The 24,479-nt window shown below is 65.1% G+C and carries 23 protein-coding genes and 2 tRNA genes; 11 read left to right on the top strand and 14 right to left on the bottom strand.

All coding sequences use genetic code 11. The features are described from left to right. Positions 1-38: 38 nt before the first annotated feature. Both G5C33_RS13135 and G5C33_RS13140 read left to right on the top strand, forming a co-directional pair. The gene (locus G5C33_RS13135; RefSeq protein WP_165327634.1) at positions 39-254 is read left to right on the top strand and encodes a hypothetical protein; all 216 of its coding nucleotides are present in this window, start codon (positions 39-41) and stop codon (positions 252-254) included. Positions 255-327: 73 nt separating this feature from the next. Continuing rightward, complete coding sequence (locus G5C33_RS13140) at positions 328-1,650, top strand: ATP-binding protein (protein WP_165327635.1); 1,323 nt, start codon at positions 328-330, stop codon at positions 1,648-1,650. Between the two features lie 90 nt (positions 1,651-1,740). On the opposite strand, the gene G5C33_RS13145 is transcribed toward G5C33_RS13140, so the two are convergent. Beyond that, positions 1,741-1,817, bottom strand: a tRNA-Arg gene (locus tag G5C33_RS13145). 83 nt (positions 1,818-1,900) lie between these two features. Here G5C33_RS13145 and G5C33_RS13150 point away from each other — a divergent pair. Continuing rightward, entirely contained in the window at positions 1,901-2,404 is a 504-nt protein-coding gene (locus G5C33_RS13150) for a hypothetical protein (protein ID WP_206518560.1), read from the top strand. Between the two features lie 6 nt (positions 2,405-2,410). Here G5C33_RS13150 and G5C33_RS13155 read toward each other — a convergent pair whose 3' ends face one another. The 11 genes from G5C33_RS13155 to G5C33_RS13205 all read right to left on the bottom strand — a co-directional run bounded on the left by G5C33_RS13155 (position 2,411) and on the right by G5C33_RS13205 (position 16,501). Beyond that, positions 2,411-4,657 carry a fused MFS/spermidine synthase gene (locus G5C33_RS13155; protein ID WP_165327637.1) on the bottom strand — a complete coding sequence of 749 codons (2,247 nt, stop codon included), beginning with the start codon at positions 4,655-4,657 and terminating at the stop codon, positions 2,411-2,413. Positions 4,658-4,743: 86 nt separating this feature from the next. After that, positions 4,744-5,280, bottom strand: coding sequence for a GNAT family N-acetyltransferase (locus G5C33_RS13160; protein ID WP_165327638.1), 537 nt, complete (start codon positions 5,278-5,280; stop codon positions 4,744-4,746). Then, positions 5,277-6,263 carry a porphobilinogen synthase gene (gene hemB, locus G5C33_RS13165; protein ID WP_165327639.1) on the bottom strand — a complete coding sequence of 329 codons (987 nt, stop codon included), beginning with the start codon at positions 6,261-6,263 and terminating at the stop codon, positions 5,277-5,279. The genes G5C33_RS13160 and hemB overlap by 4 nt, the downstream gene beginning before the upstream one ends. A gap of 40 nt (positions 6,264-6,303) precedes the next feature. Continuing rightward, positions 6,304-7,032, bottom strand: a complete 729-nt coding sequence (locus G5C33_RS13170; RefSeq protein WP_165327640.1) for a hypothetical protein — start codon at positions 7,030-7,032, stop codon at positions 6,304-6,306. Positions 7,033-7,072: 40 nt separating this feature from the next. After that, positions 7,073-8,521, bottom strand: a complete 1,449-nt coding sequence (locus tag G5C33_RS13175) for an MATE family efflux transporter (RefSeq protein ID WP_165327641.1) — start codon at positions 8,519-8,521, stop codon at positions 7,073-7,075. A 104-nt stretch (positions 8,522-8,625) separates the two neighbouring features. Next, entirely contained in the window at positions 8,626-9,681 is a 1,056-nt protein-coding gene (locus G5C33_RS13180; protein WP_165327642.1) for a choice-of-anchor A family protein, read from the bottom strand. 182 nt (positions 9,682-9,863) lie between these two features. Then, positions 9,864-12,716: a valine--tRNA ligase gene (locus G5C33_RS13185; protein ID WP_165327643.1), complete on the bottom strand. Its 2,853-nt coding sequence runs from the start codon at positions 12,714-12,716 to the stop codon at positions 9,864-9,866. A 72-nt stretch (positions 12,717-12,788) separates the two neighbouring features. After that, positions 12,789-13,343, bottom strand: coding sequence for a DUF2497 domain-containing protein (locus G5C33_RS13190; RefSeq protein WP_165327644.1), 555 nt, complete (start codon positions 13,341-13,343; stop codon positions 12,789-12,791). A 41-nt stretch (positions 13,344-13,384) separates the two neighbouring features. Beyond that, positions 13,385-14,923 (bottom strand): TolC family outer membrane protein, encoded by a 1,539-nt coding sequence (locus G5C33_RS13195; protein ID WP_165328860.1) that lies wholly within the window; start codon positions 14,921-14,923, stop codon positions 13,385-13,387. Positions 14,924-14,958: 35 nt separating this feature from the next. Beyond that, positions 14,959-15,642, bottom strand: a complete 684-nt coding sequence (locus G5C33_RS13200) for a protein-L-isoaspartate O-methyltransferase family protein (RefSeq protein WP_206518561.1) — start codon at positions 15,640-15,642, stop codon at positions 14,959-14,961. A 130-nt stretch (positions 15,643-15,772) separates the two neighbouring features. Next, positions 15,773-16,501, bottom strand: a complete 729-nt coding sequence (locus G5C33_RS13205; protein WP_165327645.1) for a GAF domain-containing protein — start codon at positions 16,499-16,501, stop codon at positions 15,773-15,775. A gap of 21 nt (positions 16,502-16,522) precedes the next feature. On the opposite strand from G5C33_RS13205, the gene G5C33_RS13210 reads away from it, so the two are divergent. From G5C33_RS13210 to G5C33_RS13240, 7 genes are all read left to right on the top strand, one after another. Next, positions 16,523-16,596, top strand: a tRNA-Cys gene (locus G5C33_RS13210). Between the two features lie 252 nt (positions 16,597-16,848). Beyond that, positions 16,849-17,832 (top strand): HD-GYP domain-containing protein, encoded by a 984-nt coding sequence (locus G5C33_RS13215; RefSeq protein WP_228275065.1) that lies wholly within the window; start codon positions 16,849-16,851, stop codon positions 17,830-17,832. Between the two features lie 11 nt (positions 17,833-17,843). Further along, on the top strand, positions 17,844-18,257 hold the full coding sequence (locus G5C33_RS13220; RefSeq protein WP_165325329.1) for a hypothetical protein: 414 nt from the start codon (positions 17,844-17,846) through the stop codon (positions 18,255-18,257). Between the two features lie 115 nt (positions 18,258-18,372). Further along, positions 18,373-18,660 carry a hypothetical protein gene (locus tag G5C33_RS13225; protein ID WP_206518562.1) on the top strand — a complete coding sequence of 96 codons (288 nt, stop codon included), beginning with the start codon at positions 18,373-18,375 and terminating at the stop codon, positions 18,658-18,660. A gap of 90 nt (positions 18,661-18,750) precedes the next feature. Continuing rightward, a complete protein-coding gene (cysS, locus tag G5C33_RS13230; protein ID WP_165327647.1) occupies positions 18,751-20,208 on the top strand; it encodes a cysteine--tRNA ligase in 1,458 nt (485 codons plus the stop codon). Between the two features lie 93 nt (positions 20,209-20,301). Then, positions 20,302-20,736, top strand: coding sequence for a group II truncated hemoglobin (locus G5C33_RS13235; protein WP_165327648.1), 435 nt, complete (start codon positions 20,302-20,304; stop codon positions 20,734-20,736). Between the two features lie 29 nt (positions 20,737-20,765). Then, positions 20,766-21,701, top strand: a complete 936-nt coding sequence (locus G5C33_RS13240; protein WP_165327649.1) for a D-2-hydroxyacid dehydrogenase — start codon at positions 20,766-20,768, stop codon at positions 21,699-21,701. Here G5C33_RS13240 and G5C33_RS13245 read toward each other — a convergent pair. After that, positions 21,695-22,234, bottom strand: coding sequence for a hypothetical protein (locus tag G5C33_RS13245; RefSeq protein ID WP_165327650.1), 540 nt, complete (start codon positions 22,232-22,234; stop codon positions 21,695-21,697). The two genes, G5C33_RS13240 and G5C33_RS13245, sit on opposite strands and share 7 nt — an antisense overlap. 86 nt (positions 22,235-22,320) lie before the next feature. Between G5C33_RS13245 and G5C33_RS13250 the strand changes: the two genes are divergently transcribed. Continuing rightward, complete coding sequence (locus tag G5C33_RS13250; RefSeq protein WP_165327651.1) at positions 22,321-23,343, top strand: winged helix-turn-helix domain-containing protein; 1,023 nt, start codon at positions 22,321-22,323, stop codon at positions 23,341-23,343. Here G5C33_RS13250 and G5C33_RS13255 read toward each other — a convergent pair. Beyond that, positions 23,330-24,448: a pyridoxal phosphate-dependent aminotransferase gene (locus G5C33_RS13255; protein WP_228275066.1), complete on the bottom strand. Its 1,119-nt coding sequence runs from the start codon at positions 24,446-24,448 to the stop codon at positions 23,330-23,332. The two genes, G5C33_RS13250 and G5C33_RS13255, sit on opposite strands and share 14 nt — an antisense overlap. Positions 24,449-24,479 lie beyond the last annotated feature (31 nt).

The raw sequence follows: 24,479 nt of genomic DNA on the forward strand, positions 1-24,479 counted from the left end.
TATCTCGGCTTGGCCCGGGCCTTGCTTACCATCTGGGCATGTTCCGACGTATCGCGCGCCTGTTCGTCATCAAGACCAAATTCGAGGCATTCCTCGTCATCTACGGGCTCGCCACCGGCGCGGTGGAACGCGGCATCCATTACCTGGACCGGTTTCCCGGACCCGGCGGATGGTTGCTCTTCGCGGTCTGCCCGATCGCCGTCTTCATGGCCGGTGCCCGCATTCTCGATTCGCTCGACAATCGGCCGTGGTAAAGCATTTGTGTCGCAGACCGCGCGGAGCTAACGCAGCAACTGCGCTGTTGCTGTTTGGGGGATAACAGGGGTCGTGCGGCTTTTTTCCGCTATTTTTTCCACGCTCGCCGGGCTGGCACTGCTCGTCACCGCGGTTTCCGGCGGCCTGCTCGTCTGGAACACCCATTATGGGTATGGCGTCCAGCTTGCCGACCAGGATCGCGAGCGACTCGATCTGGTCGCCCGCCATGCGGAAACGGCAGTGTCAGGCGGCACGCCGCTCGCACGCTTCGTCGCCGGGTACAACAGCGATGCGCCCAGCCGCCTCGCCGGCCGGATCCAGCTCGTAACGCCCGGGGGCAACCCGGTGACCGGACCCGACAGCGCCGAGCCCCCGCGCGCCGAAGCGGCGGTCCGCGTCAACGGCGAAACGCTGGGGCTCCTGCGCATCACCCGCGAGCCGCAGCTGACCGACTATGACCGCCAGTTTCTCGGCACCCAGTATCTCGGCATCGGCGCGATCATCATCGGGATGTTCGTCATCCTGCTCGTCGCCGCCTATGTGCTGGCGCGGCGCTGGTCGAAGCCGCAGGTCGCGCTTTACAAGATGAGCCGCGACATCGTGCAGGGCGATCACGAAACCTATTTCGAGGAGCAAGGCTCGCTGGAAACCGCATCGACGATGCGCAACCTGCATCGCATCGCGCAGCAGTTCAGCCGCCTCGAAACCGCGCGCCGCACCTGGCTGGTGTCGATCGCGGACGAATTGAAGGCGCCTGCAGAGGATCTGGGCCAGCGGCTCGACACGCTTGCCGCGATGGAACCACCGGTCGATCCCGACCAGCTCGCGGCACTGCGCGAAGACCAGCATGTGCTGAGCCGCATGGCAGAGGATCTGAGCGCGGTCGCGCTGGCCGATCTCGGGCGCCTGCCCGTCACTTTCCACCAGGTCGATCCCCGCGCGCTGATCCACAATGCGGTGTGGGACAACGGCAAGCGCGCCAAGGCGGCGGGCGTCAGCCTCGAAACCAGCACGCTGCCCGAATATACCATCCTGGTGAAATGGGACGGCGCGCGCATTGAGCAGTTGTTCGGCGCGCTGATCGAGAACAGCCTGCGCTATACGCCCGGCGGCGGACGCATCGTGCTCGGGCTGGAAAGCTCTCGGGACGCTTGGCGACTGATCATCGACGACAGCGCACCGGGCGTGGACGTGGAACTTGCCCAACGGCTGTTCGAGCCATTCTACCGTGCATCGGGCCGCACCGAGGATGCGCAGCAGGGCGCTTCCGGCCTCGGCCTCGCCACAGCGCGCGCGATCGTCGATGCGCATCACGGCCGGATCGAGGCGGGGCGCTCGCCGATCGGCGGCCTTCGCATCGTGGTGGTGCTGCCAAGCAGCCCGCCGACCGTCTAGACTCGGCCCGGTGCGCGTCCGCAAAACCGCACCGGACTGGCCCGGAAACATAAAAACCCCGGCAAGTCGCTGACCTGCCGGGGTTTTTAATGGCGCGCCCGGAACGATTCGAACGTCCGACCCTCAGATTCGTAGTCTGATGCTCTATCCAGCTGAGCTACGGGCGCGCATTGGAGGGCGGGACATAGAAGCGTCTCCGCAATAGCGCAAGCCCGTTGCGCGACCTTTTTTCGACGCATAGAGCGTAAGTGTGAAACGCATAGTGCATCTGCTCCTCCTCGCCGGCGCGACGGCGCTTGCCGGCTGTGCCGATGGCACCGACCGCTATCCCTCGCTGCTGCCGCGCGATATCGAGGATCAGAGCCTCGCCGAACCCAAAGTTCCAGCGCCGGTCGCGACGCCCGATGCCGCGCTCGACACGCGAATCGCCGAACTGCGCGAACAGGTCGACATGGCCATCACTGCCTTCGACACTGCGGCACGCGGCGCCGAATCGAAAGTCGCCGTCGCCGCAGGGACGGCGACGGGAAGCGATTTGTGGCTCGATGCACAGGCCGCACTGGGGATTCTCGATTCGGCCCGGGGGCAGACACTCGACGCCGCGGTTACGCTCGATTCGCTGGCGATCCAGCGCGGGCTGGACGGGAAGCCGCCCTATCCCGCGCTGCAGACGGCAAGCGAGACGGCGAACGCCGCGGCGGAACGCCAGCGGACACGCATCGAAGCGCTCGAACGTCGGCTCGCCGGGGAATAGCCCGACTCAATCATCGGCCAGTTCCGGGTGGAATGCGCGCAGCAGCGGCACGATCGAAGCATGGTCGTCGGTCCAGGCCGAAATACCGGGCCGTGCCGCCAGCGGTTGCCACCCGTCTCCCGCCACGCGCAGCGCATCGAGCACATCCTTGTCGCGCGAGAGTGCGATCCAGTCCGAAACCGTCGCCTGATCGGCCCGTTCGGCAGCAGGGGGATAATAGACCATCCGCGCAGCATGCCAGCCGGTCCGTTCGGCGGCCGCCGCGACCACCGGTGACAGCGCCAGGAAGCGGTTGGAAATGTGTACCAGCAGCAGCCCCCTGTCATCCAGCACCCGCCCATAGGTCTCGAATGCCTCGACCGTCATCAGGTGCATCGGCACCGCGTCGGAGGAAAAGGCATCGAGCGCGAGCAGATCGAAACTGTCGTCGGCCATCTCGTTCAACCGCATGCGCGCGTCGCCGATCGCGATCGCCGGTTCCCCCGGAATGCAACGCGACAGAAAACTGAAATCCCCCGAATCGCGTGCCAGTCGCACCATCACCGGATCGATCTCGAAGAAATGCCATTGTTCGCCCGGCCGCGCATAGCAGGCGAGCGTCCCCGTCCCCAGACCGACGACGCCGATTCGCGCAGCGGGGCCATAGAGGAACGGCGCCATCCGCATCGCCTGACCCACTCCCGAATCGCGGACATAATAGGTGGTAGGCTGTGTCGCCTTGTCACCCTTGAGCTGGACGCCGTGCAATGTCGTGCCGTGCGCGAGGTGGCGTTCCTCGGGATAGTCGGTGACGGTGTAGACGCCGAAATAGCTGCGCGTGCGGTCTCCGGCGAGCGATAGCTGGATCGCGTGATAGCCTCCCAGCGCGACCAGCCCGGCCGTGAGGGCAACGAAGAAGGGCACGCGCCGCCCGATCGATATCAGGCCGAGCGTGGCAATGCCGAGAAAGGCGATGTTGGCCGAACGGTCGCTGTAGCTCTCGCCCGCCCCGGCAAGGCCGAGCCAGAGAAACAGACCGGCCAGCAGGATGATCGCCGATGACTTCAGCCATTCGGCGCGGCGGCCGCCTTTCCAGAAATGTCGCAGGAAGCCGAACAGAATCTGTTGCGGCACCAGCAATGCGGCGGCGAGGATCAGCAGCGGATATTCATAGGTCCAGTCGAACAGCACCGGCGCGATCAGCCCGGCAAAGACTCCGCCCAGCGCGCCGCCGATCGACATGGCGAGATAGAAGCCGGTCAACCGGTCCGGCTCCGGCCGAAGCACGTACATCCTCGCATGCAGCGTGACCGCGATGAAGAAGAGTAGCGTCAGCCCGATGGCGGCATTGAGATAGCTATATTCCTGGTTTCCTGAAATGAGCGTCGCACCAAAGAGCAGCAGCATCGCCGGGGTAAAATAGCTCGCCAGATTCGCCGCGAGCCTGTGCGTCGCGAAGGCGACAACGAAGCTGAGCAAATAGAGCCCGAGCGGCAGCACCCACAGCAGCGGCACCGCAACGATATCGGTGGTGAGGAACGTCGTGGTCGCCAGCATCAGCCCCGAGGGCACGAACGCCAGCGCGACCCAGTGCAGCACGCGCCGCGCCCGCGGCGCTTCGCTCTGCGGCGCGACACGTGCGCGCACCGAACCTCCGCGCGGAAGCAGCAGCGCGCACGCCGCGACCAGCAGGAAGACGAGAATATAGCCTGCGCTCCACAACAGGCTTTGCCCGTGCAGCGCAAGCTGGGGTTCGACCAGCAGCGGATAGGCGATCAGTCCGGCAAAGCTTCCGACATTCGACGCGGCATAGAGCGCATAGGGGTCCCGTCCGCCCGTCGCGGCGTTGAACCAGCGCTGGATCAACGGCGCCTGCGCCGAAACGGCGAAGAACAACGGGCCGATCGACGCGCCGAACAGCCAGGGCACCCACAATGCCGGCTCGACCCGCGCGGGAAGCTGCATTGCCATCAGCCCGATCGGCAACCAGAGGCCGCACAGCGCGAGCACGCCCAGATGGATACCCGCCTGCAATCGCGGCTGGAACCGGCCGAGCCAGTGGGCATAGGCATAGCCGCCGAGCAACAGCGCCTGATAGACCAGCATCGCACTGTTCCACACCGCCGGCGCGCCGCCCAGCCGCGGCAGCGCCATGCGCGCCACCATCGGCTGCACGAGGAACAACAGAAACGCTCCGGTCAGGATCGCGACGACGAAAAGCCAGCCGGCATGCGGGTGTAGTCGTTGCGGCTGCGCCTCGCTTGCCGATACCATTGGTTTCCTCTCGCCGGTTACGAACCCGTTGCGGGCCGGCCCCGTTCGTCAACCCCGACCCTTAGTCGCGGATGCTTTCGCCCAGATTAACCGTGGAGTCCGGGGCGCTCGATCGCATAGGTGACACTGCGCCCCATCGGATCCTCCGCGTCATAATCGGGGTGGATGAAATCACCCTCCGGCAGGCGGTGCATGCCGAGCTTTTCCATCAACCGCTGGCTGACGACATGCTCTTCTCCGGTGATTGCGACCACGCGCGTCGCCGGACGGTTTTCCCAGGCCCATTGCAGGCTGGCCTCGGCCGCCTCGCGCGCAACGCCCTGGCCCCACACCTTCTTGGCGAAAATCCAGCCGATCTCCAATTCGCCTTCGATCGGCGTCTTCTCGGCGCCCGGCTTGAGCCCGCAAAGCCCCACCACCTTGCCGTCCATTTCCACCGCCCAGAAACCAAGGCCGTGATGCTCGCGATAGCCGCGGTGCCGCACCAGGCTGCGCTCGGCGGTTTCGACGCTCGGGTTGCGGACCAGATTGCGCATCACTTCGGAGTTGCTGAGAATCGCCACAAGCGCAGGCGCATCGGCATCTTCGGGAGGCCGCAGCGTCAGCCGCTCGGTCGTGATCATGCGCCCATCAACCGTGCCGCATGCGGCGCATGATAGCTGAGCACGCCCGAACATCCCGCTCGCTTGAAAGCCATCAACGTCTCCATCACCAGCGCGTCGCGCTCGCCCGCCCCGGCCGCCACGGCCGCTTCGATCATCGCATATTCGCCGGACACCTGATACGCGAAAACAGGTACTTGGAACGCAGTTTTCACACGACAGATGATGTCGAGATAGGGCAGTCCGGGTTTCACCATCACGCTGTCCGCGCCTTCGTCGAGATCGAGCGCGACTTCGCGCAGCGCCTCTTCGGAATTGGCCGGATCCATCTGATAGGTCTTCTTGTCGCCCTGCAGCAGCCCGCGGCTGCCGACCGCGTCGCGAAACGGCCCGTAAAAGCCGCTCGCATATTTGGCGGCATAGGCCATGATCTGGACATTGACATGCCCCTCGTCCTCCAGCGCCTCGCGGATACGGCCGACACGCCCGTCCATCATATCGCTCGGCGCGACGATATCGGCCCCGGCCGCTGCCTGCACCAGTGCCTGGGCCACCAGCAGCTCGGCCGTGTCGTCGTTCATCACATAGCCGGCTTCGTCGATCAGCCCGTCATGGCCGTGGCTGGTATAGGGATCGAGCGCGACATCGGTAAGCACGCCGATCTCGGGCGCGGCGTCCTTGATCGCCTTGATCGCGCGACACATCAGATTGTCGGGATTGAGCGCTTCCTCGCCGCGCTCGCTGCGCAGCCCGGCCGGCGTGTTGGGGAACAGCGCAATGCAGGGAATGCCCAGTTCGCGCGCCTCCCGCGCGCGATCGGCGATCCCCCGCAATCCCCAGCGCGAAACACCGGGAAGCGTCGCGATCGGTTCCTCGCCATCGCCGTCGGTGACAAAGAGCGGCCAGATCAGATCGGCGGGAGTGAGGACGGTTTCGGCATGGAGACGGCGGCTCCAGCCGGCAGCACGCGCACGGCGCATGCGAAGCACGGGATAATGGCTCATGGCGCGGCTTGTGCGCCTTCATCGGCGACCGCGCAAGGCATCAGCCGATAACGTCGACCGTCACGATCACGTCGCGCCCGAGATCGATTTCCGCGATCAGATTGCGGCCGCCCAGCGCATCGCCATCATCATAGAGCAGTTCCACCCGATCCCGGCCCGAAACCGTGACTCGTTTCAGCCGCACGCAGTCCGCCACGCCGCTATCGGGCATTTCCCGCCGCAGCCAGGATTCGATCCGCATGTCCCAGACTTCGCTGTCGTCGAACAACCGCGCCGCAAGGTCTGCGATCGCCTGCAACGGCTCGCGCTCGGGGCGTTCGATCACCAGCTGCATCGGCTTGCCCGACCAGCGCGCAGTGACGCTGAACTGATCGGTGTCGATGTCATAATCGAATGCCTTGAATGCCGGGTGGCGCAACGACTGGTCACGGTTCCAGCGTTGCACCGCGGCGGCCAGCGCGGGATCGCGCGCCGGGCCCAGCCACGCCGTCATCACCAGCCCGTGGCTCGATTCCCAGTCGGGAAGGAAGCCGCGGATCGAAACGGGCGCCCCGGGCGACAGGCGATCGAACCAGGTTTCTATCGGCTCGTGCGTCTGGGTCACCACGCTGAGCCGCGAAAGCGACACCTTGCCGCGATCGGCGCGCCACGGGAAAAGCTGGAACACCAGCTCGTTGCCCCGCTCGGTCTCGACCAGCGCGGGCCCTTCTCTGCCGACGATGCCGGTGACTTCGCGCGTTTCGCCTGCGGGTTCGGTTTCCTGAGCCATGCGGAGCGCTTCTGCGCGGCGCGGCGGCGGCTTGCAAGCCTCAGCCGGTCGGCGTCATCTTGCCGTCGGGGTCGAGGCTGGCATTGGCTTCCTCGACTGCGCGATCGGGGCCGGGGCGCGTCATGCCCGGCTTCGGCTTTCGCCACTTGCCCCAGCGATAATAGGCCGCAGCGAGCAGCAGGCTGACCAGCGAGCTCGCCGGGAAGGCCGCCCAGATCGCATCGGCACCGAGCCAGTCCTGCCCGGCGACGGCAAAGCCGACGCGGATGGGAATCATCGTCACCGTCAGGATGATCAGCGGCACCCACACCGCGCCATTCGCGCGCACCGTGCCGAACAGCACCATCGTGACGCCGGCGATGATGTAGCTCCAGGTCGCGATCAGCTGGATATGCTGGGCGATCGGCAATGCCGGGCTGTCACCGCCCAGGAACAGCGCAAGCGCGGGGCGATCGGCGATAGCGAGCAACAATACCAGCGCGCCCGTTCCGGCCAGATTGTAGAAGATGCCGTAGCCCGTGATTCGCCCGATACGGTCCCATTTCCCCGCGCCGATATTCTGCGCCGCCATCGCGCTTACCGCGCCGCTGAGCGCCATCGCGGGCATCGCGACATAGGTCCAGAGCTGCAGCGCAACGCCATAGGCGGCAGTGGTATCGACCCCCTGTCGATTGACCAGACCGAGCATCGTCACAGACGACAGCGACATCACGATCATCTGCATGCCCATCGGCAGACCCATGCCCATGATGCGGCGGACCAGCGCCGGATCCGGCTTGAGATAGGCGAGTTCCGGCCCGCGCAGCCGCACCGGCAAGTCGCGCGCATAGACATAGACCAGCGTGCCCGCGAGCCCCACGACATTGGTGACCAGCGTCGCCGTGGCGGCGCCCGCAATCCCCATTTCGGGGAACGGACCGAGGCCGAGGATGAGCACCGGATTGAGCGTGCAATCGATCACCGCCGATATGCCCATCACCCACATCGGCGTCATCGCGTCGCCGGTGCCGCGCAGCGCCATCATGAACACCATCAGCACCATGCCCGACGGGATGGCGAGGAAAATGATCCGCAGATAAGTGAGCGCGAATTCGCGAGCGCCGGGCGCGACGCCCATCAGGTCGAGAATCTGCGGCGCGAAGATCCAGCCGAGCGCCGCCATCACGAAGGCGAGCGCCAGGAAACCGCCGATCACCGATCCGATCACGCGGCGGACGGCATCGACGTCCTTGCGCCCCCAGGCCTGCCCCACCAGAATCGTGCCCGCCATGCCGAAGCCGAAGACGAACGACATGGTGAGAAACAGAATCAGGTTCGCATTGGACGCGGCGGCAAGCGCTTCCTCGCCCAGAAACCGCCCCACCCAGACCGCGTTGATCGAACCGTTGAGCGATTGCAGCACCGACGTCGCCAGCGTCGGCAGGGCAAAGGTCAGCAGCGTCAGGCCGATCGGGCCGGTCGTAAGGTCCTGTTTCGCCCGCTGCGCCATGCCCTCTCCTCAAGCAGAAGGCGGGACGCGCGCAATTCGCCCGTCATCATCCCCCCGCCCCCGCTATTGGCCGCACGGAGGCGCCCATGCAAGCGGGACGACGTTCAGGCCGCCGCGGTCTTCCGCTGACGGCGGGCGACATAGAACAGCCCGCCCGCGCCGATCAGGAACAACAGCATCGTACCCGGTTCGGGCACCGGCGTTGGATCGCCGCCACCGCCGGGATTGCTCGGCGGGTTATAGCCGCCCGCATAGGTGCCGAGATGGAACTCGCCATCCTGCACCAGATTGCCGAACACCGCCGATCCTTCGACATAATTCCGGGTATGGGCGTCGGCATCGGGCGCCAGGACCGATCCGCCCCAGGCAGTCGACAGGTCGAGCGTCTCGGCCTCGCTGAAATTCCAGATGACGTTTTCGCCGAGACCGCTGGTCCCGCCCAGAAAATTGTCGTTCAGATTGATGTCGGCGCCCGCGACATTGACGACCACCGTGTCGGCGCCGTTGGTGTTGAACTGAATCTCGCCGATGCTGTCGAGATCGGCGGCGTCGATGCTGAACACCGCCACGCCATCAGCGCCCGGCGTGGCATCGAAGGTGCCGCGATTGCCGCTGAACGTCGCCGTGCTGTTGGCATCGAGGCCCGCCAGGTCGTGCGACAGATCATGCAGGCTCGAATCGAGCACGCTCGCCTGTAGCTGCAGATCGGACATGAACGCTGGATCGCTTGCCGCCAGCCCCGAATTGACAGTGTTCGAATTGACGTTGGTGTTGGAAATCGTGCCGCCGACCTTCACTGTCTGCGGCGCGCCGTTCAGATTGAACCCGCTGTCGACATTGCCGCCGATCACTGCGCCCGAACCGTTGTTGAGATTCTTGGCCCCTCCGGTCACGTCGCCGACCACGGTCAGCCCCGGAAGGCCGGAAACGGTCGCGTCCGAAGGCGTGCGGATCTGATAGTTGGAGCTGTTGCCGTTCAGATTGCCGGTGACATAGGTGCGCCCCTCGACTTCCGACGAGGAGGTCAGGTCGCCCAGCACCATCAGATTCCAGTTGCGCAGCGCATCGAGCCCGGTGACCACCTGCGCACTTGCCGTTTGCGGCATGGCAAGTGCTGCGGCACCCAGCGAGGCGGCGAGCAATAGTTTGGAACGACTCATTATCCTGTTTCCCTGACCGGATTCCGGCGCGGGCCGGTTACTGACATCAAGGCAAATAGGTGTCGCAGCGCATATAGAGAATGGACAATCGCCCTTAATACATTGGGTTAACACCGCATTTCGTCACCCAAACGCTCCCGGCGCCCTGGCACGAGATTGCTAGGGCGCGATTTTCGGGATGCCTAACCGAGCCGCTGCAGCGCCGCGCTCAGCCGCTCCGCCTCCGCCGCCTTGTCGGCGAAATCGGTGCGGGCCTTTTCCACCGCTTCGGGCTTGGCCTTTTCAACAAAGGCCGGGTTTTCCAGCCGCTTGCCGAGGCTGTCGCGCTCCTTCTCCGCCGCCGCGATCGCCTTGGTCAGACGCGCGCGTTCGGCGTCGAGATCGACGACGTCGCCGATCGGCAGCGCGAAGGTCGCTTCATCGACCACCACCTGCAGCGCGCCACCCGCCGGCGCCGTGCCGCTCGCGACATCGACGCGTGCCAGCCGCGCCAGCGCCGAGCCCTGCCGCTGAAGCCGGGCCAGCGTCAGTTCCGACGCATCGGCGACATGGAGCGGCAGGCGGGCGCCCGGCGGCACATTCACTTCGGTGCGCGCCGCGCGGATTTCGCTCACCAGCTCGATCAGCCAGTCGATTTCACGCGCCGCGTCGGGATCGAGCGCGCGCGCATCCGCCATCGGCCACTGCGCGACGATCAGGTCATGCTCGCGCTTGCCGGTTTTCGACCACAGCTCTTCGGTGATGAAGGGCATGAACGGGTGGAGCATGACGAGGATCTGATCGAGCACCCAGCCCGCCACCGCGCGCGTTTCGGCGACTTCGCCCTGCGCCCCGGCGGCTTCGCGCATTTCGTCGCCCGAGAAACTCCCGGGGGCATCGCCGCCCTGCAGCACCGGCTTGATCAGTTCGAGATACCAGTCGCAGAAGCGGCTCCACACGAACTGGTAGATCGCGTTCGCCGCGCCGTCGAAGCGCAAGTCGGCGAAGGCGAGGTCCATCGCCTGCACGCACGCCACCGTCTCGGCAATGATCCAGCGATTGACCGCGAGATCGGCGACCGGCGGCTCGATCGTGCTGCTCGCGCCGATGCCGTTCGACTGACAGAAGCGCGCCGCGTTCCACAGCTTGGTCGCGAAGTTGCGATAGCCTTCGACGCGCTTCTCATCCATCTTGATGTCGCGGCCCTGGCTTTCCATCGCCGCCATGAAGAAGCGCAGCGCATCGGCGCCATATTGATCGATCAGGCCGAGCGGATCGACGGTATTGCCCTTGGACTTGGACATTTTCGATCCGTCCGCGGCGCGAACCAAACCGTGCAAATACAGGGTCTTGAACGGCACTTCCTTCAGGAAGTGCAGCCCCTGCATCATCATCCGCGCATCCCAGAAGAACAGGATGTCGAAGCCGGAAATGAGCACGCTGTTGGGATAGCGCGCCTCCCACTCGCCCGGTTCCGGCCAGCCCATCGTCGCGAACGGCCAGAGCGCGGAGGAGAACCAGGTGTCGAGGACGTCCTCGTCTCGCCAGAGAGGAATCTCACGGTGGTATGACTTTACGTGAACGTCCGCTTCAACCTGCCGACCGAACGTTTTAATCTCAAATTCTTCTTCGACGAATTGAACATAATATTCACGAGCGAGCTCGGTCGCGGCTTCCTCAGTTTCGGCCACGAAATGCTTTGGATTTACAAAGTCATACCCGAGAGGAGTGACTGATGGCCCATACCAGGCCGGAATCCGGTGCCCCCACCACAACTGGCGGCTGACGCACCACGGCTGGATATTCTCCATCCAGTGGAAGAAGGTCTTTTCCCAGCTCTTCGGCACCATGTTGATCGCGCCGGACTTGACCGCATCGATTGCGGGGCCGGCCAGCGTCTTGGCATCGACATACCATTGGTCGGTCAGCCACGGCTCGATCACCACGTTCGACCGGTCGCCATAGGGCGTCTGGATCGTGCGCGGTTCGAAATCCGCTTCGGTTTCGTTGCCTTCCTTGTCCTTCACGACATGCGGGATCAGGCAGCCGAGCTCCTTGAGGCGCTTCACGACCAGCGTGCGCGCCTCGAACCGGTCCAGGCCGAGATATTCATCGGGGATCAGCCCGTCCGCGGTCTGCGTCACAGCAGCCTTGGCATCGAGCATATTGAGCATGTCGGCGGGCTTCATCCCGGCGCGCTTGCCGACTTCGAAGTCGTTGAAGTCATGCCCCGGCGTGATCTTCACCGCGCCCGAACCCAGTTCGGGGTCGGCATGTTCGTCAGCGACGATGGGAATGAGGCGCCCGGTGATCGGCAGGCGGATCTGCTTGCCGACCAGCGCGGTATAGCGCTCATCCTCGGGATGCACCGCCACCGCCATGTCGGCGAGCATCGTTTCGGGGCGCGTGGTGGCGACTTCGATGCTGCCGCTGCCGTCGGCGAGCGGATAGGAAAAACGCCAGAAGCCGCCCTTCACTTCGATCGTCTCGACTTCGAGATCGCTGATCGCGGTGCCGAGGCCCGGGTCCCAGTTCACCAGGCGCTTGTCGCGATAGAGCAGGCCCTGATTATAGAGGTCGACGAACACCTTGAGCACGGCCTTCGAAAAGCCATCGTCCATGGTGAAGCGTTCGTTCGCCCAGTCCATCGAGCAGCCGAGGCGGCGGAGCTGGCCGGTGATCTGCCCGCCGCTCTCTTCCTTCCACTTCCACACCATGTCGACGAATTGTTCGCGGGTATAGTTGGTGCGCTTGTCCTGCTTTTCGTTGAGCTGGCGCTCGACCACCATCTGCGTCGCGATGCCGGCATGATCGGTGCCGACCACCCAGCGCGCGTCCTTGCCCTGCAGCCGCGCATGGCGGACGAGAATGTCCTGCAGCGTATTGTCTAGCGCATGGCCGATATGCAGGCTGCCCGTCACGTTGGGCGGCGGGTTTACCAGCGTCCACGGCTCGGCATTCGGGCGATCGGGCCGGAACAGCCCCTCATCTTCCCAATGGGTATACCAGCGCTTCTCGATCTCGGCCGGATCGAAGGTTTTGGGCAATTCACTCATAGGCCCGGCACATAACCGCGCCGCCGCGCAAGACAAGCCTGCGCGGCACCCGGCAGGCGATCAAAGCGGAATTCAGCCGTTGCGGCCGGTGATCCGAGTGATTTCCTTGGAAACCAGTTCCTCGACGATGCGCGGCAGATTGTCGTCGAGCCAGTCGCTGAGCATCGGGCGCAGCATTTCGCGCACCATGCCTTCAAGCGTGTCCGAACCGGGCACCTGCGGCTTCACCACCATCCGCGACAGCGCCTCGAGCTTGCCGCGGCTCGCCTCTGCGGCGCGATCGGAAATGATGCTCTCGGCGTTGCGCAACGCTTCCACCTGTTCCGCCTCGCTCGGCGCGGCTTCTGGGTTTTCGGCGCGAGGGGCCGGCCTTTGCGCCTTCGGCGCAGCCGCTTCGCTGTCTTCGCGCAGCACCGGCTCGTCTTCCCGCGCTGTTTCGACGGCATCACGCAATTCGAGAACCTCCTCGAGATCGCGGGCCCCGTCTTCACCTTCCTCGCGCGAAGGCGTCGGGCGCGCGGCGCGGCGGCTGCGCGGTGCCGAAGGCGCACTGCCTTCTTCGGAAATGATCCGTTTGATGGACGAGAGAATCTCCTCCATCGACGGCTCGGTACTGATATCCCCCATATCGAGCACCCCTTTTGCTGCTGCGCTCTGCGCGGTTAACCCTATTCCCCTGAGCTATCAGGGTAGGTCGTGTCAACGGGGCGTCGCAGCATCGGGTCGAGCGTATTGCTGACATCGGGCGTCTGCGACGGCGTTTGCGCGGTCGATGTGGCAACCGGTTCGGGCGCGTCGCCGGTGCTCCAGTCGGACCAGCCGCCGCGTACGCGATTATAGTTTGACCTCGGATCGTACAGCGTGCCGCCGCCGAGGCCGAGATCCTTCGCTTCCGCCCGGCCCATCGCCGCGAGCAGCGTGAACCCGGCGACATAGGCGTCGCGCTGCGCCGTCACGTAATTTACCTGCGAGTTGAGCAGTTCCTGCTCAGCGTTGAGGATATCGAGAATCGTGCGCGTGCCGACGCTGTTTTCGGCGCGGACGCCTTCGAGCGAAAGCTGATTCGCCTCGACCGCGACCCGCGACGCTTCGATCACGCGAAGCGCCGAGCGGTAATTGGCATAGGCCGAACGGACCTGCGCGATGATCGCGCGCTCGGTCAGCGTCACTTGCTCGATCGACTGTGCCTCGCGCGCCTGCGCTTGGCGGATCTGCGCGGCGGGGCGCCCGCCCTGGAAGAGCGGGAAGGAAACACTCACTCCCGCCGAGGCGGAAAGGCCGTCATTCTCATATCCGAGCAGCGACGCCTGATTTCCAAGCGATCCCAGATAATTATAGTAATCGGTGCCGACATTGACGCTGACCTGCGGCAGCCGCGAGGCGCGCGCCACATCGGTGTCGTAGCCGCTCGCTTCGCGCGCCTTGCGCGCGGCGGCGAGATCGGGATTTTCGTCGAGCGCGATGCGCACCGCGACATCGGGGCTGTCGGGCAGATCGGGCAGCGGCGGCGGCGACGCCAGCGTTCCCGGCGGCGATCCGACCACGCGAATATAGGATTCGCGGCTTGCGATCAGCTGGGCCTCGGCACCGCGCAGCTGGCTCTCCGCCAGCGCCAGCCGCGCTTCGGACTGGGCCACGTCGGTACGCGTCAGGTCGCCGACCTCGAACCGGTCGCGTGTCGCCTGCAGATTGACGCGGAGCGCCTCCACATTCTGCTGGTTCAGGCGAACGATTGCTTCGTAGCGAATGACGTCGAGATAGACCGTGACCACTGAAACGAAGAGATCGGATTCGGTCCCGCGCAGGCTGGCGCGACCGGATTCAACACGGCTTTCGGCGGCGCGCACCGAATTTTGGACCGAACCGCCCGAATAGATGGGCAGCGAGGCATCGACGCCCACCGATCCCGTGCGGGTCGGGCTGACTCCGGTCGCGCCACTGTCATAGAGGTTTTCACTGTAACCGCTGCTCGTGCGCACCGAGGGCAGGCCCCCCGCACGCGCCAGCGGAACGCCTTCGTCCGTCGCACGCAATTCGGCGCGGGCGCCGGAAAGCTGGGGATTGGTATTGTAGGCCTGAACCATCGCATCCTGCAGCGTGGTGGTCGCCGCAACCCGATCGCCCTGTGCCGACGGCGCGTCCTGCGCCGCGGCGGGCATAGCGACCGCGAGCAAGCTGACGCTCATCAGGAAAGAGGCAATGCGCATCGGTTTCGTCCCCGTCATCAAAAAGCGGCCCATCATCAGAACCGGAACGAAACCGGTCGGGCGAAGCCGGGAAGAACCGCACAATCACAGTCCGCGAAATCCGCCAGGCCGAAACCGCCCGCCGAGCGGCGGCCCGAGGCGAGCCGCGTGACTCCGCGATCGACGATACCGGTCACGACACGCGCACCCGGCTTCAACTGTTCGAGAATCGTGTCGGGCACATGTTCGACGGCGCCGTCGATCACCAGCAGATCATAGGGAGCCGCGGCGGCCCAGCCCGCCGCCAGCGGCCCTTCGACCAGCTCGACCGTCTTTTCCTCCGCGAGCGCGGCGCGCGCCAGTGCGACGAGCGCGGGCTCTTCCTCCAGCGCGACCACCGATCCGGCGAGCAGCGCGAGCACCGCGGCGGTATAGCCGCCCGCGGCCCCGATCAGCAGCACATGATCATCATGGCGGACATGCGCCTCGGTCAGCAGCCGGCCGGTCGCCATCGGCAAATTCTGTGTACGGCCGCCCGCCAACGGCAGTTGCGTATCGCGATAGGCAATCGATCGTACCGTTTCGGGAACATAGGCTTCGCGCGGCACCCGCGACATCGCCTCGACCACGCGAGGATCGTTCACTGCATTGGTGCGAAGCTGGCTCGCCACCATCGCATGGCGCATCGCGGCAAAGCGATCCGCGCCGTCCACAGGGGAATCCACCGAAAGAGTCATCATTCCTGCCCTGTCGCACAACCGTTATAGTCATGCAATACACTTGTTGCTTTGGTGCGCTTGTATCGCGCCAAATCCCCGGCGCCAAGCAAGCTGGCAAGAAACTTTGACGTCAGCGCCGCGATTTCAGGGTTCAGGCGCCCCGTTTCCAGACGGACTGTCTTTCCGCGAGCGCGGAAATATCCTGCGCCTGGCTGAGCACCATCAAGCGCATTTCGAGAACGTCCATCGCCACTTCCGCCATATGTGCGAGCAGTTTCAGCTCTACCGGCGCAAGCGTTCGCGGTTTCGACCCCACTATGGCGAACATGCCGATATTATATCCGTCCGATGTGCGCAGCGGCGCACCGGCATAAAAGCGCAGACGCGGCGGCCCCACGACATAGGGATTATTTCTGGTCCGTTCGTCGCTGAGCGCGTCCTCGACGATCCAGGGCCGGTTCTGACGGATTGCGAGGTTGCAGAGCGCATACTCTGCCGGCAGCGAGGACAGGGCGATGGCCCCTGCCGCCGCCTTGATCGTCACGCGTTCGTCATCGACAATGCTGATCGCTGCGGCCGGGGCAGAGAGTGCGACGATGGCGAGCCGCACCAGGCTGTCGAATTCCGCAATGTTGTCGGTGCCCGCGACTCGATAGCGTCGCATCGCCCGTAATCGCTGCTGTTCGCTACTGCGCGCGCTGATCAGTTCAGGCACTCCGCTCTCCAAGAAGCCAAAAAAACCGGGCACCCGGCGCCGGTCGACCGGACGGTCTTTCACCGGGACGCATATCGCACCGCACCGTAACGCAATAATTTCGGATGGTATCCGTGGAACCCCCGAATCAATCACGGTGTTGACAGGAAGCCCGCCGCCGCGCATTTCGCGCGTTCGCCGCGCCGAGGCCCGATGGCGGAGTGGTGACGCAGCGGACTGCAAATCCGTATACGCCGGTTCGATTCCGGCTCGGGCCTCCATTTCTCGCGCAGGCGATTCCCCGTCGTTTCGATCGTGCACCAAGGCGCTTTTTTCCGCGCTATGACGTCCGCTGCGCTCGCTCCCCTCTATGATATTTCCAGATGGCGTCGCTACGCCCGGCATTTGGGCCGACGGTCGCACGGAGAATAGCGTGAGGGGGAGGGTTTCGCATATCGGTCGTGAATCCGGCGCACGATGTGGAGCGGCTCCGGCGAGGATTCGCTTTCGCGCCCCGTCAGGAAATGCCGGCAATGTATAAACGCATTCCCGCGCGATGCGTGGCCGTGGGTATGTATGTCCACAGCTTCGAGGGCAACTGGCTGGAACACCCTTTCTGGCGCTCGCGACTGATGGTTTCCGACGAAGCCACCGCCCGGCGGATTCGCGAGGCCGGTCTTTCGGCGGTCGTGATCGATGAAGGCCGCGGCGCCACCGCATCATGCGGGTCATGCGCCTGCGCCGATGTGCGCTCCCGCGCGCCCTCCCGGACGCATGACGCCGTCGCGCCCGCGGCCGCGCCCTCCAGACTGAGCTCGGACGAAGCGCGCAGGGAAGCAAGCGCGCTGCTGATGCGTACCAAGGGACTGGTTCACAGGCTCTATGACGACGCCGGCAGCGGGATCGCCCCCAATCCGGCCATGATCGAACCGCTCGTGCGCGATGTGGCCGAATGCGTCGAACGCAGTCGGGATATCCTGTTCCACTTCGGCATGATGAAGCGGCGCGACGAATATATGCATCTCCATGCCGTGTCGGTCTGCGGCTATATGGTCGGTTTCGCGCGCGATCTCGGGATGGAAAAGGATATGGTGCTGCGGCTCGGCATGGCCGGCCTGCTCCACGACGTCGGCAAGGCGCGAGTCGATGGCGCGATCCTCCAGAAGCGCGGACCACTGACCGCCCAGGAATTGCGTGCGATGCGTCAACACCCCGAGACAGGGCACGGCATGCTGCTCGAATCCGGGAACCTGCCCGAGGAAGTCTATCAGGTCTGCCTGCAGCATCACGAGCGGATCGACGGACGCGGCTATCCGCACGGACACAAGGGCACGCATCTGAGCAAGGCCGTGCGGATGAGCGCAATCTGCGACGTCTATGACGCGCTGACTTCGCAGCGTCCGCACAAGGACGCCTGCCTTCCAGGCCGGGCGCTGCGCGAGCTGGAGGAAATGAAAGGCCAGCTGGACGCGGGGCTGGTCGAATCCTTTTCGCGGAGCATCCGGCTGCCGCACTGATTTTCGGCCTGATGTCCGATGAATCCTATCGCCGAAATCGGATTTTACACCGTTCCGAACCGCGCCTTTTTCCAAGCTTTACCGCCGAGTCGGTCCCAGAACGCGGCGAATGGAAGTTGACGCGATTCGCGGCGGGGGCGGAACAAAGATCTTTCCCCACCCGTTTTCAGGGCCGGTTCAAGGGAGATTACACGATGTACGATTTCGGCATTCGTCAGGCCCATACCGGGTACCGCGTTTCGTATCGTCCGGGTGAAGTCAATCACTGTCCCGGGTGTGGGAAAGAGCATTGGATTATCGGTCGCATGACCGCCGAATGCGCCTATTGCAGCACGGCTGTACCGATGAATGCGGGCGGCATGCAGGGCACGGGGCTGTTCCGCAGCCACGGAAAATCCGAAACGCCCGGTTCGCTGGCGGCCTGACCTTCGCGATGATATGGCGTTGGGAAAACGGCTGTTCTTCCGTGCCACCCCGCTCGCGCGGGAACGGCGGGACGCAACAGGCGTTGGCCCAATGCAGCGAAACGGGAGCCATGCCATGACCGATATCGCCCTTACTGCGCCGATCGAGCGCGTCGCGCGCGTCATCTGCGCCGAAGCCCATAGTTCGAACGGAAGCAAGCCGAAGGGCGGCGCGGCGATCGCCGCTGCGGTCAGCGGCCATATCGACGCGACCTGGGAACAGGAAGTCGAGCGGGCCACGGCGGTTCTCAAGACGCTTCGCGAGCCCACCGCCGAAATGGTGGCGGCAGGTGACGCGGTCGATGGCAATGCCGCCGAAGTGTGGAGCGCCATGATAGCGAAGGCACTCGAACAGGGCGTATGAAGCCTGTCCCGCGCGGCGAAAGAAGCGGGCGCGGCTCCATAGACAAACAAGTTGTGACGAAATCCCCGTGAGCGGCTATGGGCCTGCGCCATGCAGCAACATCCGCTTCGCCTTTATAACTCATTCAGTCGCTCGTTCGAGCGGTTCGAACCACTCGATCCTGCGGCAGGTGTGCGCGTCTATTCCTGCGGGCCGACGGTCTATTCCGATCCGCATCTGGGCAATCTGCGCGCCTATGTCTTCACCGATACGCTGAGCCGCGTGCTGCGGTGGAAGGGCTATGCGCTCACCCATGTTCTCAACATCACAGATGTCGGTCACCTGACGTCCGACGCCGATGCCGGCGACGACAAGATGGAAGCCGCCGCCAAGGCGCGTGCGATGAGCGCATGGGATATCGCCGAACATTATACCGGGGTGTTCAAACGCAACCTAGCCGATCTCAACATCGCACCGCCCACATACATGCCGACGGCAACGAGCTGCATCGACGAAATGCTCGATTTCGCGAAGAAGATCGCGCCCGACCATTGCTACGAGATCGCCAGCGGCCTCTATTTCGACAGCACGACCGTGCCTGACTACGGCAGGCTGGCCGGCGTGCGCGACGACGCCGGCGAGGGCCGCATCGATCCGGTGGAGGGAAAGCGCCATCCCCAGGATTTCGCGATCTGGCGCAAGACGCCGCCCGGCGAGACGCGCCAGATGGAATGGGATTCGCCCTGGGGCAAGGGCGCGCCGGGCTGGCATCTCGAATGTTCGGTGATGGGGCGCATGTATCTGGGCCTGCCGTTCGACATCCATACCGGCGGGATCGACCATCGCGAGATCCACCACGTCAATGAAATCGCCCAGAATCAGGCTTTCTGCGACTGCGCGGACAGCGGCGCACGCTTCTGGATGCACAATAATTTCCTGGTCGACCGGTCGGGCAAGATGTCGAAGTCCAAGGGCGGCATCGCGACGCTGGACGGCCTGATCGCGCGCGGCGTGCATCCGCTCGCCTATCGCCTGATGTGCCTTTCGGCGCATTATCGCAGCGAGCTGGAATTCAGCACCGACAATCTGGCCGCCGCGCTCACGCGGTTGCAGCGGCTGGTGATTGCCGTGCGCAAGCATCTTCCCGATCCGGTGGAAGCAGTTGCCGACGGCGCGGCGCGGGCCGAGGGGCATCCCGCCGCGCGCTTCGTTGCCGCGCTCGACGAAGCGGTGTCGGACGATCTCAACACGCCCCGCGCCCTGCCCGCGCTCGAGGAACTGCTGGCGCAGAAGCGAATGCCCGCCGAAGCACGGATCGAGGCGCTGGCGGAATTCGATGCCGTACTCGGGCTGAAGCTGCTGTCGCTGACGCGAAGCGACCTGCGTGTCCGCCCCGAAAGCGCCGGCCTGACCGCCGACGAAGTCGAGGCACGGCTCGCCGAACGCCGCGAAGCGCGCGCAGCAAAGGATTTTGCCCGTTCCGACGCGATCCGCGACGACCTCACCGCCGCGGGCATCGAAGTGATGGACGGCGATCCGATGGGCTGGGACTGGCGGCCCGAGCTATAGGCGCGGCGCTCGCCCCGACACTTACAGGAAACGTGAATTGTTGACCGGCGGCCGACCCCCTACATGATCGGAAACGCTGGAGAATATGTCGCCATGACCGAAGCCGCCGTTTCCGCGACCACGCCCTATGAGACAATCGGAGGCGAGCCGACGATCCGCGCGTTTTGTGCCCGCTTCTATGCGCTGATGGACGAATTGCCCGAAGCAAGGGCATGCCGCGCTGTGCATCCGCCTTCGACCGCGCGCGCCGAGGAGAAGCTCTACGAATATCTCACCGGCTGGCTGGGCGGGCCGCCGCTCTACACCGACAAATACGGCCACCCCCGGCTTCGGATGCGGCACTTCCCGGCAGCGATCGGTGCCGAGGAAGTGACCGGCTGGCTGGCCTGTTTCCATAAGGCATGGGGCGAGATCGTTCCACCCTCTCCGGTGTCCGACGAGATCGTCGAACGCGTAGAATCGCTCGCCTGGCATATGCGCAACGACGAAATGCACCGCGGCGCCCCTTGCGGCGACGGCACTGCCTGACGCCCCGAATTGGTGCTATCGGGCAGGACATGAAAGCCGTCCTGCCCGCCCTCGCCCGCCCGCTTCTCGAACCCAAACTGCCCGATGGGCTTTCTCCGCACTGGTTTTCCATCCGCGAAGAGGCCGAGGCGATGGTGGTCGATGCCGACATCGCCTGGATCGACTTGCAGAATGCCCGGGCGAGCGGCGAGGTGCTGGCGCTTGGCAAGCAGCTCAAATGGGTGTCGACGCTGCGCGCGGGCGTCGACTTTCTCGACCTCGACCAGCTGAAGGCGCTGGGGGCGATCCTGACCAACGGCAATGGCATCAATGCCGAGGCAGTCGCCGAATATGCCATGCTGGGTGTGCTCGCGGCAGCCAAGCGGTTCGACGAAGTCGTGCGGATGGCCGACAGGCACCAATGGACCGAAACCGCGCCGGGCCAGGTTGAACTTTACGACAGCACGGCGCTGGTCATCGGCTATGGCACAATCGGCCGGATGATCGGCGACCGGCTGGCCGGGTTCGACGTCGCGGTGACTGGCGTCACCCGGTCGGGCCGCGACGGTACGCTGACTCCTGACCAGTGGCGCGAAAGGCTGAGCGAATATGACTGGGTGATCCTCGCGGCGCCCGCCACCGGCGAAACCGCCGCCATGTTCGGCGCCGACGAATTCGCCGCGATGAAATCCTCGGCATGGATCGTCAATGTCGGGCGCGGCGACATGATCGATCAGGAGGCGCTCGTCGAAGCGCTGGAAAAGCGCCGCATCGCCGGCGCCTTTCTCGACACGGTGACGCCCGAGCCGCTGCCGCCCGAACATCCGTTGTGGGACGTGCCCAACTGCATCCATTCGATGCATTTGTCGGGTCGCAGCCAGACACGGATGTTCCAGCGGGCAGCGGCACTGTTCCTCGAAAACTGCCACGCGTTCCTCAGCGGAACGCCGATGCGCAATATCGTCGATCTCGACGCGGGCTATTGAGCCGCACGCGCATAGAGCGCGGCGGCGGCCAGCCACAGTGCCGCGATCAGCCCGATCGCGACGAACACGGCGGTAACCTCACCGATCGCCAGCGCCATGCTGGCCAGCATCGCCACTCCCATCAGCGCGAGCGTGACCGCAAGGCCCTTTGCCCGAAAGCGCGCGAAACAAGCCCCCGCAAAACCTCCCCCAAGGATACCGAAAAAGATTAGATTCACGCCGTCATTTTCATTGCCGATTATGCCGACGGCGAGATTTGCCCAGACCATCAGAAATGCCGCACCCGCCGCGATCGCCGTCGCCGCGCGATAGGCGAGACTGCCCGACGCGCGTGCCGCCAGGTCCACCGTGCCGCAGGCAGCGCCGAGCATCACCGCGAACACCGCGAAATCGAGCGGCCCCCAGTCCACCTCGCGCGTCACCAGCATCGCGACTGCCGGCGCCAGAAGCAGTGTAGCCGCTCCGCCCCACATCGCGACGCGCCACCATGCGACTTGCCCGCCGCTGCGATCAACTCCGTTTGCTGTCATCATCTTACGCTCCTAGTGAAGAGAGGTGTCGGAGCTATTCCGGCGGCCGGGTGATCGGCATGAGCAAAATCTGAGGGTTCGCTGAAACGATGACCGGGCGGCTTCAATTCGGGGATTTCACGCTCGATTGCGCCGATCGGCGGCTGACCCGCAACGGCGCGCCGGTGCCGCTCAACGCGCGCTATATGGACGCGCTGATCCTGATGGTCGGCGAGGCCGGCAAGCTGGTTTCCAAGGATCGCTTCCACGAGCAAGTGTGGCGCGGCGTGCCGGTGACCGATGAGGCGCTGACCCAGTGTATCCGCACGCTGCGGCGCCAGCTCGGCGACGATGCGGTGCGCCCGCGTTTCATCGAAACCGTACCAAAGCATGGCTATCGCTTCGTCGCCGAGGTGCGCGCTGCTGAACCCGGTCCCGCCGTCGCGGGGGAGGAGCCGATCTGGCGCGCGCCGTTGCGGCTGGCGCTGGGCGGCACGGCCGGCGCGGCGACCGCCGGACTGGTCGGCGGCATCCTGTTCGGCATCGTCGCGGCATCAGGCGGCGGAGGCGCGCTGTCCGCCTTTCTCGTGCTGCTGATCGCAACGCTGCTGATCGCCACCATAGGCGGCGCAGGCGTGGCGTTCGGCATTGCCGCACCCGAACTGGCGGGCGAACGCGACAGCGGCTGGAGCATCCTGAGCGGCGCGGCGGGCGGCGTGATCGTCGGCGGCTTCGTGAAGTTGCTCGCGATGGACGGTTTCGCGCTGCTGCTCGGCCATGCCCCGGCACGCATGACCGGCGCCCCGGAAGGCGCGCTGCTCGGCGGCGCGGTGGGGCTAGGCTACTGGCTTGCCGCGCGCCGCGGGTTTTCCGTCCGGCGATCAGCCGGGGCGGCGGCGGTTTTCGGCGCGTGCGCCGGGCTGCTCGTGAATCTGCTGGGCGGCCAGCTGATGGCGGGAAGTCTCGACCTGCTCGCGCAGGCCATGCCCGGATCCCGGCTTCAGCTCGATGCGCTGGGAACGCCTTTCGGCGAAGCGGGGTTCGGCCCAGTTTCCCATGCCGTCACCACCGCCGCCGAGGGCGCGCTTCTGGCGGCGAGCATGGTCGCCGCCATGCGCATCACGCGCCGATGATCTCCGGCAGCGCCGCGGCATAGCGGCGCACATCCTCGATCCGGCCGGTCGAGGCGCGCGACCAGGTTTTCCACTTCCCATATGCCGGACGGATCATCACCCCGCGCTCGCGCATCGCCGCCTGCATCGCATCGGCATCCGGCACTTCGACATAGAGGAAATTGGTCTGGCTCGGCAGCGCGCGCAGGCCCGCCGCCGCCACTGCATCGAGCATGATGCCGCGCGCCTCGAGGATCTTGTCCTTCGAGAAATTGGTGAAGCCGGCATCATTGTAGGAAGCGACCGCCGCTGCAAGCCCCGCGGTATTGCCGCCGAAGCTCATTTCATAGCCGCGGATCGCATGGACATTTTCGGGCGTCGTCACGGCATAGCCGACGCGCAGCCCGGCCATGCCGTAGATCTTCGAGAAAGTGCGCGTGACGATCAGATCGCACCCTTCCTTCACCAGATCGACGACGCTCGAATAGTCGGGCCGGTCGGTGAGTTCGATATAGGCTTCATCGATCAGCACCGTCGCCTTCTGGCTCACACGGCGCACGAACCCGCGCAGTTCCTCGCCATCGAGCACCATGCCGGTGGGATTGTTGGGGTTGCAGATCTGCACCAGCGCGACATCGTCGGTCACCGCCGCTTCCATCGCGGCCAGATCGACGCTCATGTCCGGCTTCAGCGGAACGCGTTTGACGTTCGCGCCCTTGGCCTGGGCGTAAAGCACCGTTGCATCCCAGAAGAGTTCGGGGCAGACGATCGCGCCCTTGTCCTTCATCGCCAGCGCCGCCGACATCAGGATTTCGGTCGACCCGCTGCCGATCGCGATATGGTCCATGCCGACGCCGAAGCGTTCGGACAGCATTTCCACCAGCCGGCGCGCGCCGCCATCGGCATAATAGCAGCCCTTGTCCGCCCAGCGTGTGATCGACTGCACCGCGCTGGGCGCGGGTCCATAGGGGTTTTCGTTGCGCGAAAGCAGCGCGACACCCGGCGCCGGGCCGAACAGCGGCGCATCCTGCGGCGCGGCGCCGAAACTTTCGGCGTAACAGGGGAAGGCGGCCATCCCCACACCCACTGACGCCGCCCCGAGCAGCCCGCGCCGCGAAACCTTCATTCCCATCGCTTGTCCCCCAACAGTTCGAGTT

This window comes from Sphingosinithalassobacter tenebrarum (assembly GCF_011057975.1).
Lineage (GTDB): Bacteria > Pseudomonadota > Alphaproteobacteria > Sphingomonadales > Sphingomonadaceae > Sphingomonas > Sphingomonas tenebrarum.

Excerpts from the sequence above, each read along its gene's own strand:
- G5C33_RS13135 (WP_165327634.1), top strand. The coding sequence starts at position 39 with ATGTTCCGACGTATCGCGCGCCTGTTCGTCATCAAGACCAAATTCGAG.
- G5C33_RS13155 (WP_165327637.1), bottom strand. The coding sequence starts at position 4,657 with ATGGTATCGGCAAGCGAGGCGCAGCCGCAACGACTACACCCGCATGCC.
- G5C33_RS13160 (WP_165327638.1), bottom strand. The coding sequence starts at position 5,280 with ATGATCACGACCGAGCGGCTGACGCTGCGGCCTCCCGAAGATGCCGAT.
- hemB (WP_165327639.1), bottom strand. The coding sequence starts at position 6,263 with ATGAGCCATTATCCCGTGCTTCGCATGCGCCGTGCGCGTGCTGCCGGC.
- G5C33_RS13170 (WP_165327640.1), bottom strand. The coding sequence starts at position 7,032 with ATGGCTCAGGAAACCGAACCCGCAGGCGAAACGCGCGAAGTCACCGGC.
- G5C33_RS13175 (WP_165327641.1), bottom strand. The coding sequence starts at position 8,521 with ATGGCGCAGCGGGCGAAACAGGACCTTACGACCGGCCCGATCGGCCTG.
- G5C33_RS13180 (WP_165327642.1), bottom strand. The coding sequence starts at position 9,681 with ATGAGTCGTTCCAAACTATTGCTCGCCGCCTCGCTGGGTGCCGCAGCA.
- G5C33_RS13185 (WP_165327643.1), bottom strand. The coding sequence starts at position 12,716 with ATGAGTGAATTGCCCAAAACCTTCGATCCGGCCGAGATCGAGAAGCGC.
- G5C33_RS13190 (WP_165327644.1), bottom strand. The coding sequence starts at position 13,343 with ATGGGGGATATCAGTACCGAGCCGTCGATGGAGGAGATTCTCTCGTCC.
- G5C33_RS13195 (WP_165328860.1), bottom strand. The coding sequence starts at position 14,923 with ATGCGCATTGCCTCTTTCCTGATGAGCGTCAGCTTGCTCGCGGTCGCT.
- G5C33_RS13200 (WP_206518561.1), bottom strand. The coding sequence starts at position 15,642 with ATGATGACTCTTTCGGTGGATTCCCCTGTGGACGGCGCGGATCGCTTT.
- G5C33_RS13205 (WP_165327645.1), bottom strand. The coding sequence starts at position 16,501 with ATGCGCGGCGGCGGGCTTCCTGTCAACACCGTGATTGATTCGGGGGTT.
- G5C33_RS13215 (WP_228275065.1), top strand. The coding sequence starts at position 16,849 with ATGTATAAACGCATTCCCGCGCGATGCGTGGCCGTGGGTATGTATGTC.
- G5C33_RS13220 (WP_165325329.1), top strand. The coding sequence starts at position 17,844 with ATGTCCGATGAATCCTATCGCCGAAATCGGATTTTACACCGTTCCGAA.
- G5C33_RS13225 (WP_206518562.1), top strand. The coding sequence starts at position 18,373 with ATGACCGATATCGCCCTTACTGCGCCGATCGAGCGCGTCGCGCGCGTC.
- cysS (WP_165327647.1), top strand. The coding sequence starts at position 18,751 with ATGCAGCAACATCCGCTTCGCCTTTATAACTCATTCAGTCGCTCGTTC.
- G5C33_RS13235 (WP_165327648.1), top strand. The coding sequence starts at position 20,302 with ATGACCGAAGCCGCCGTTTCCGCGACCACGCCCTATGAGACAATCGGA.
- G5C33_RS13240 (WP_165327649.1), top strand. The coding sequence starts at position 20,766 with ATGAAAGCCGTCCTGCCCGCCCTCGCCCGCCCGCTTCTCGAACCCAAA.
- G5C33_RS13245 (WP_165327650.1), bottom strand. The coding sequence starts at position 22,234 with ATGATGACAGCAAACGGAGTTGATCGCAGCGGCGGGCAAGTCGCATGG.
- G5C33_RS13250 (WP_165327651.1), top strand. The coding sequence starts at position 22,321 with ATGACCGGGCGGCTTCAATTCGGGGATTTCACGCTCGATTGCGCCGAT.
- G5C33_RS13255 (WP_228275066.1), bottom strand. The coding sequence starts at position 24,448 with ATGAAGGTTTCGCGGCGCGGGCTGCTCGGGGCGGCGTCAGTGGGTGTG.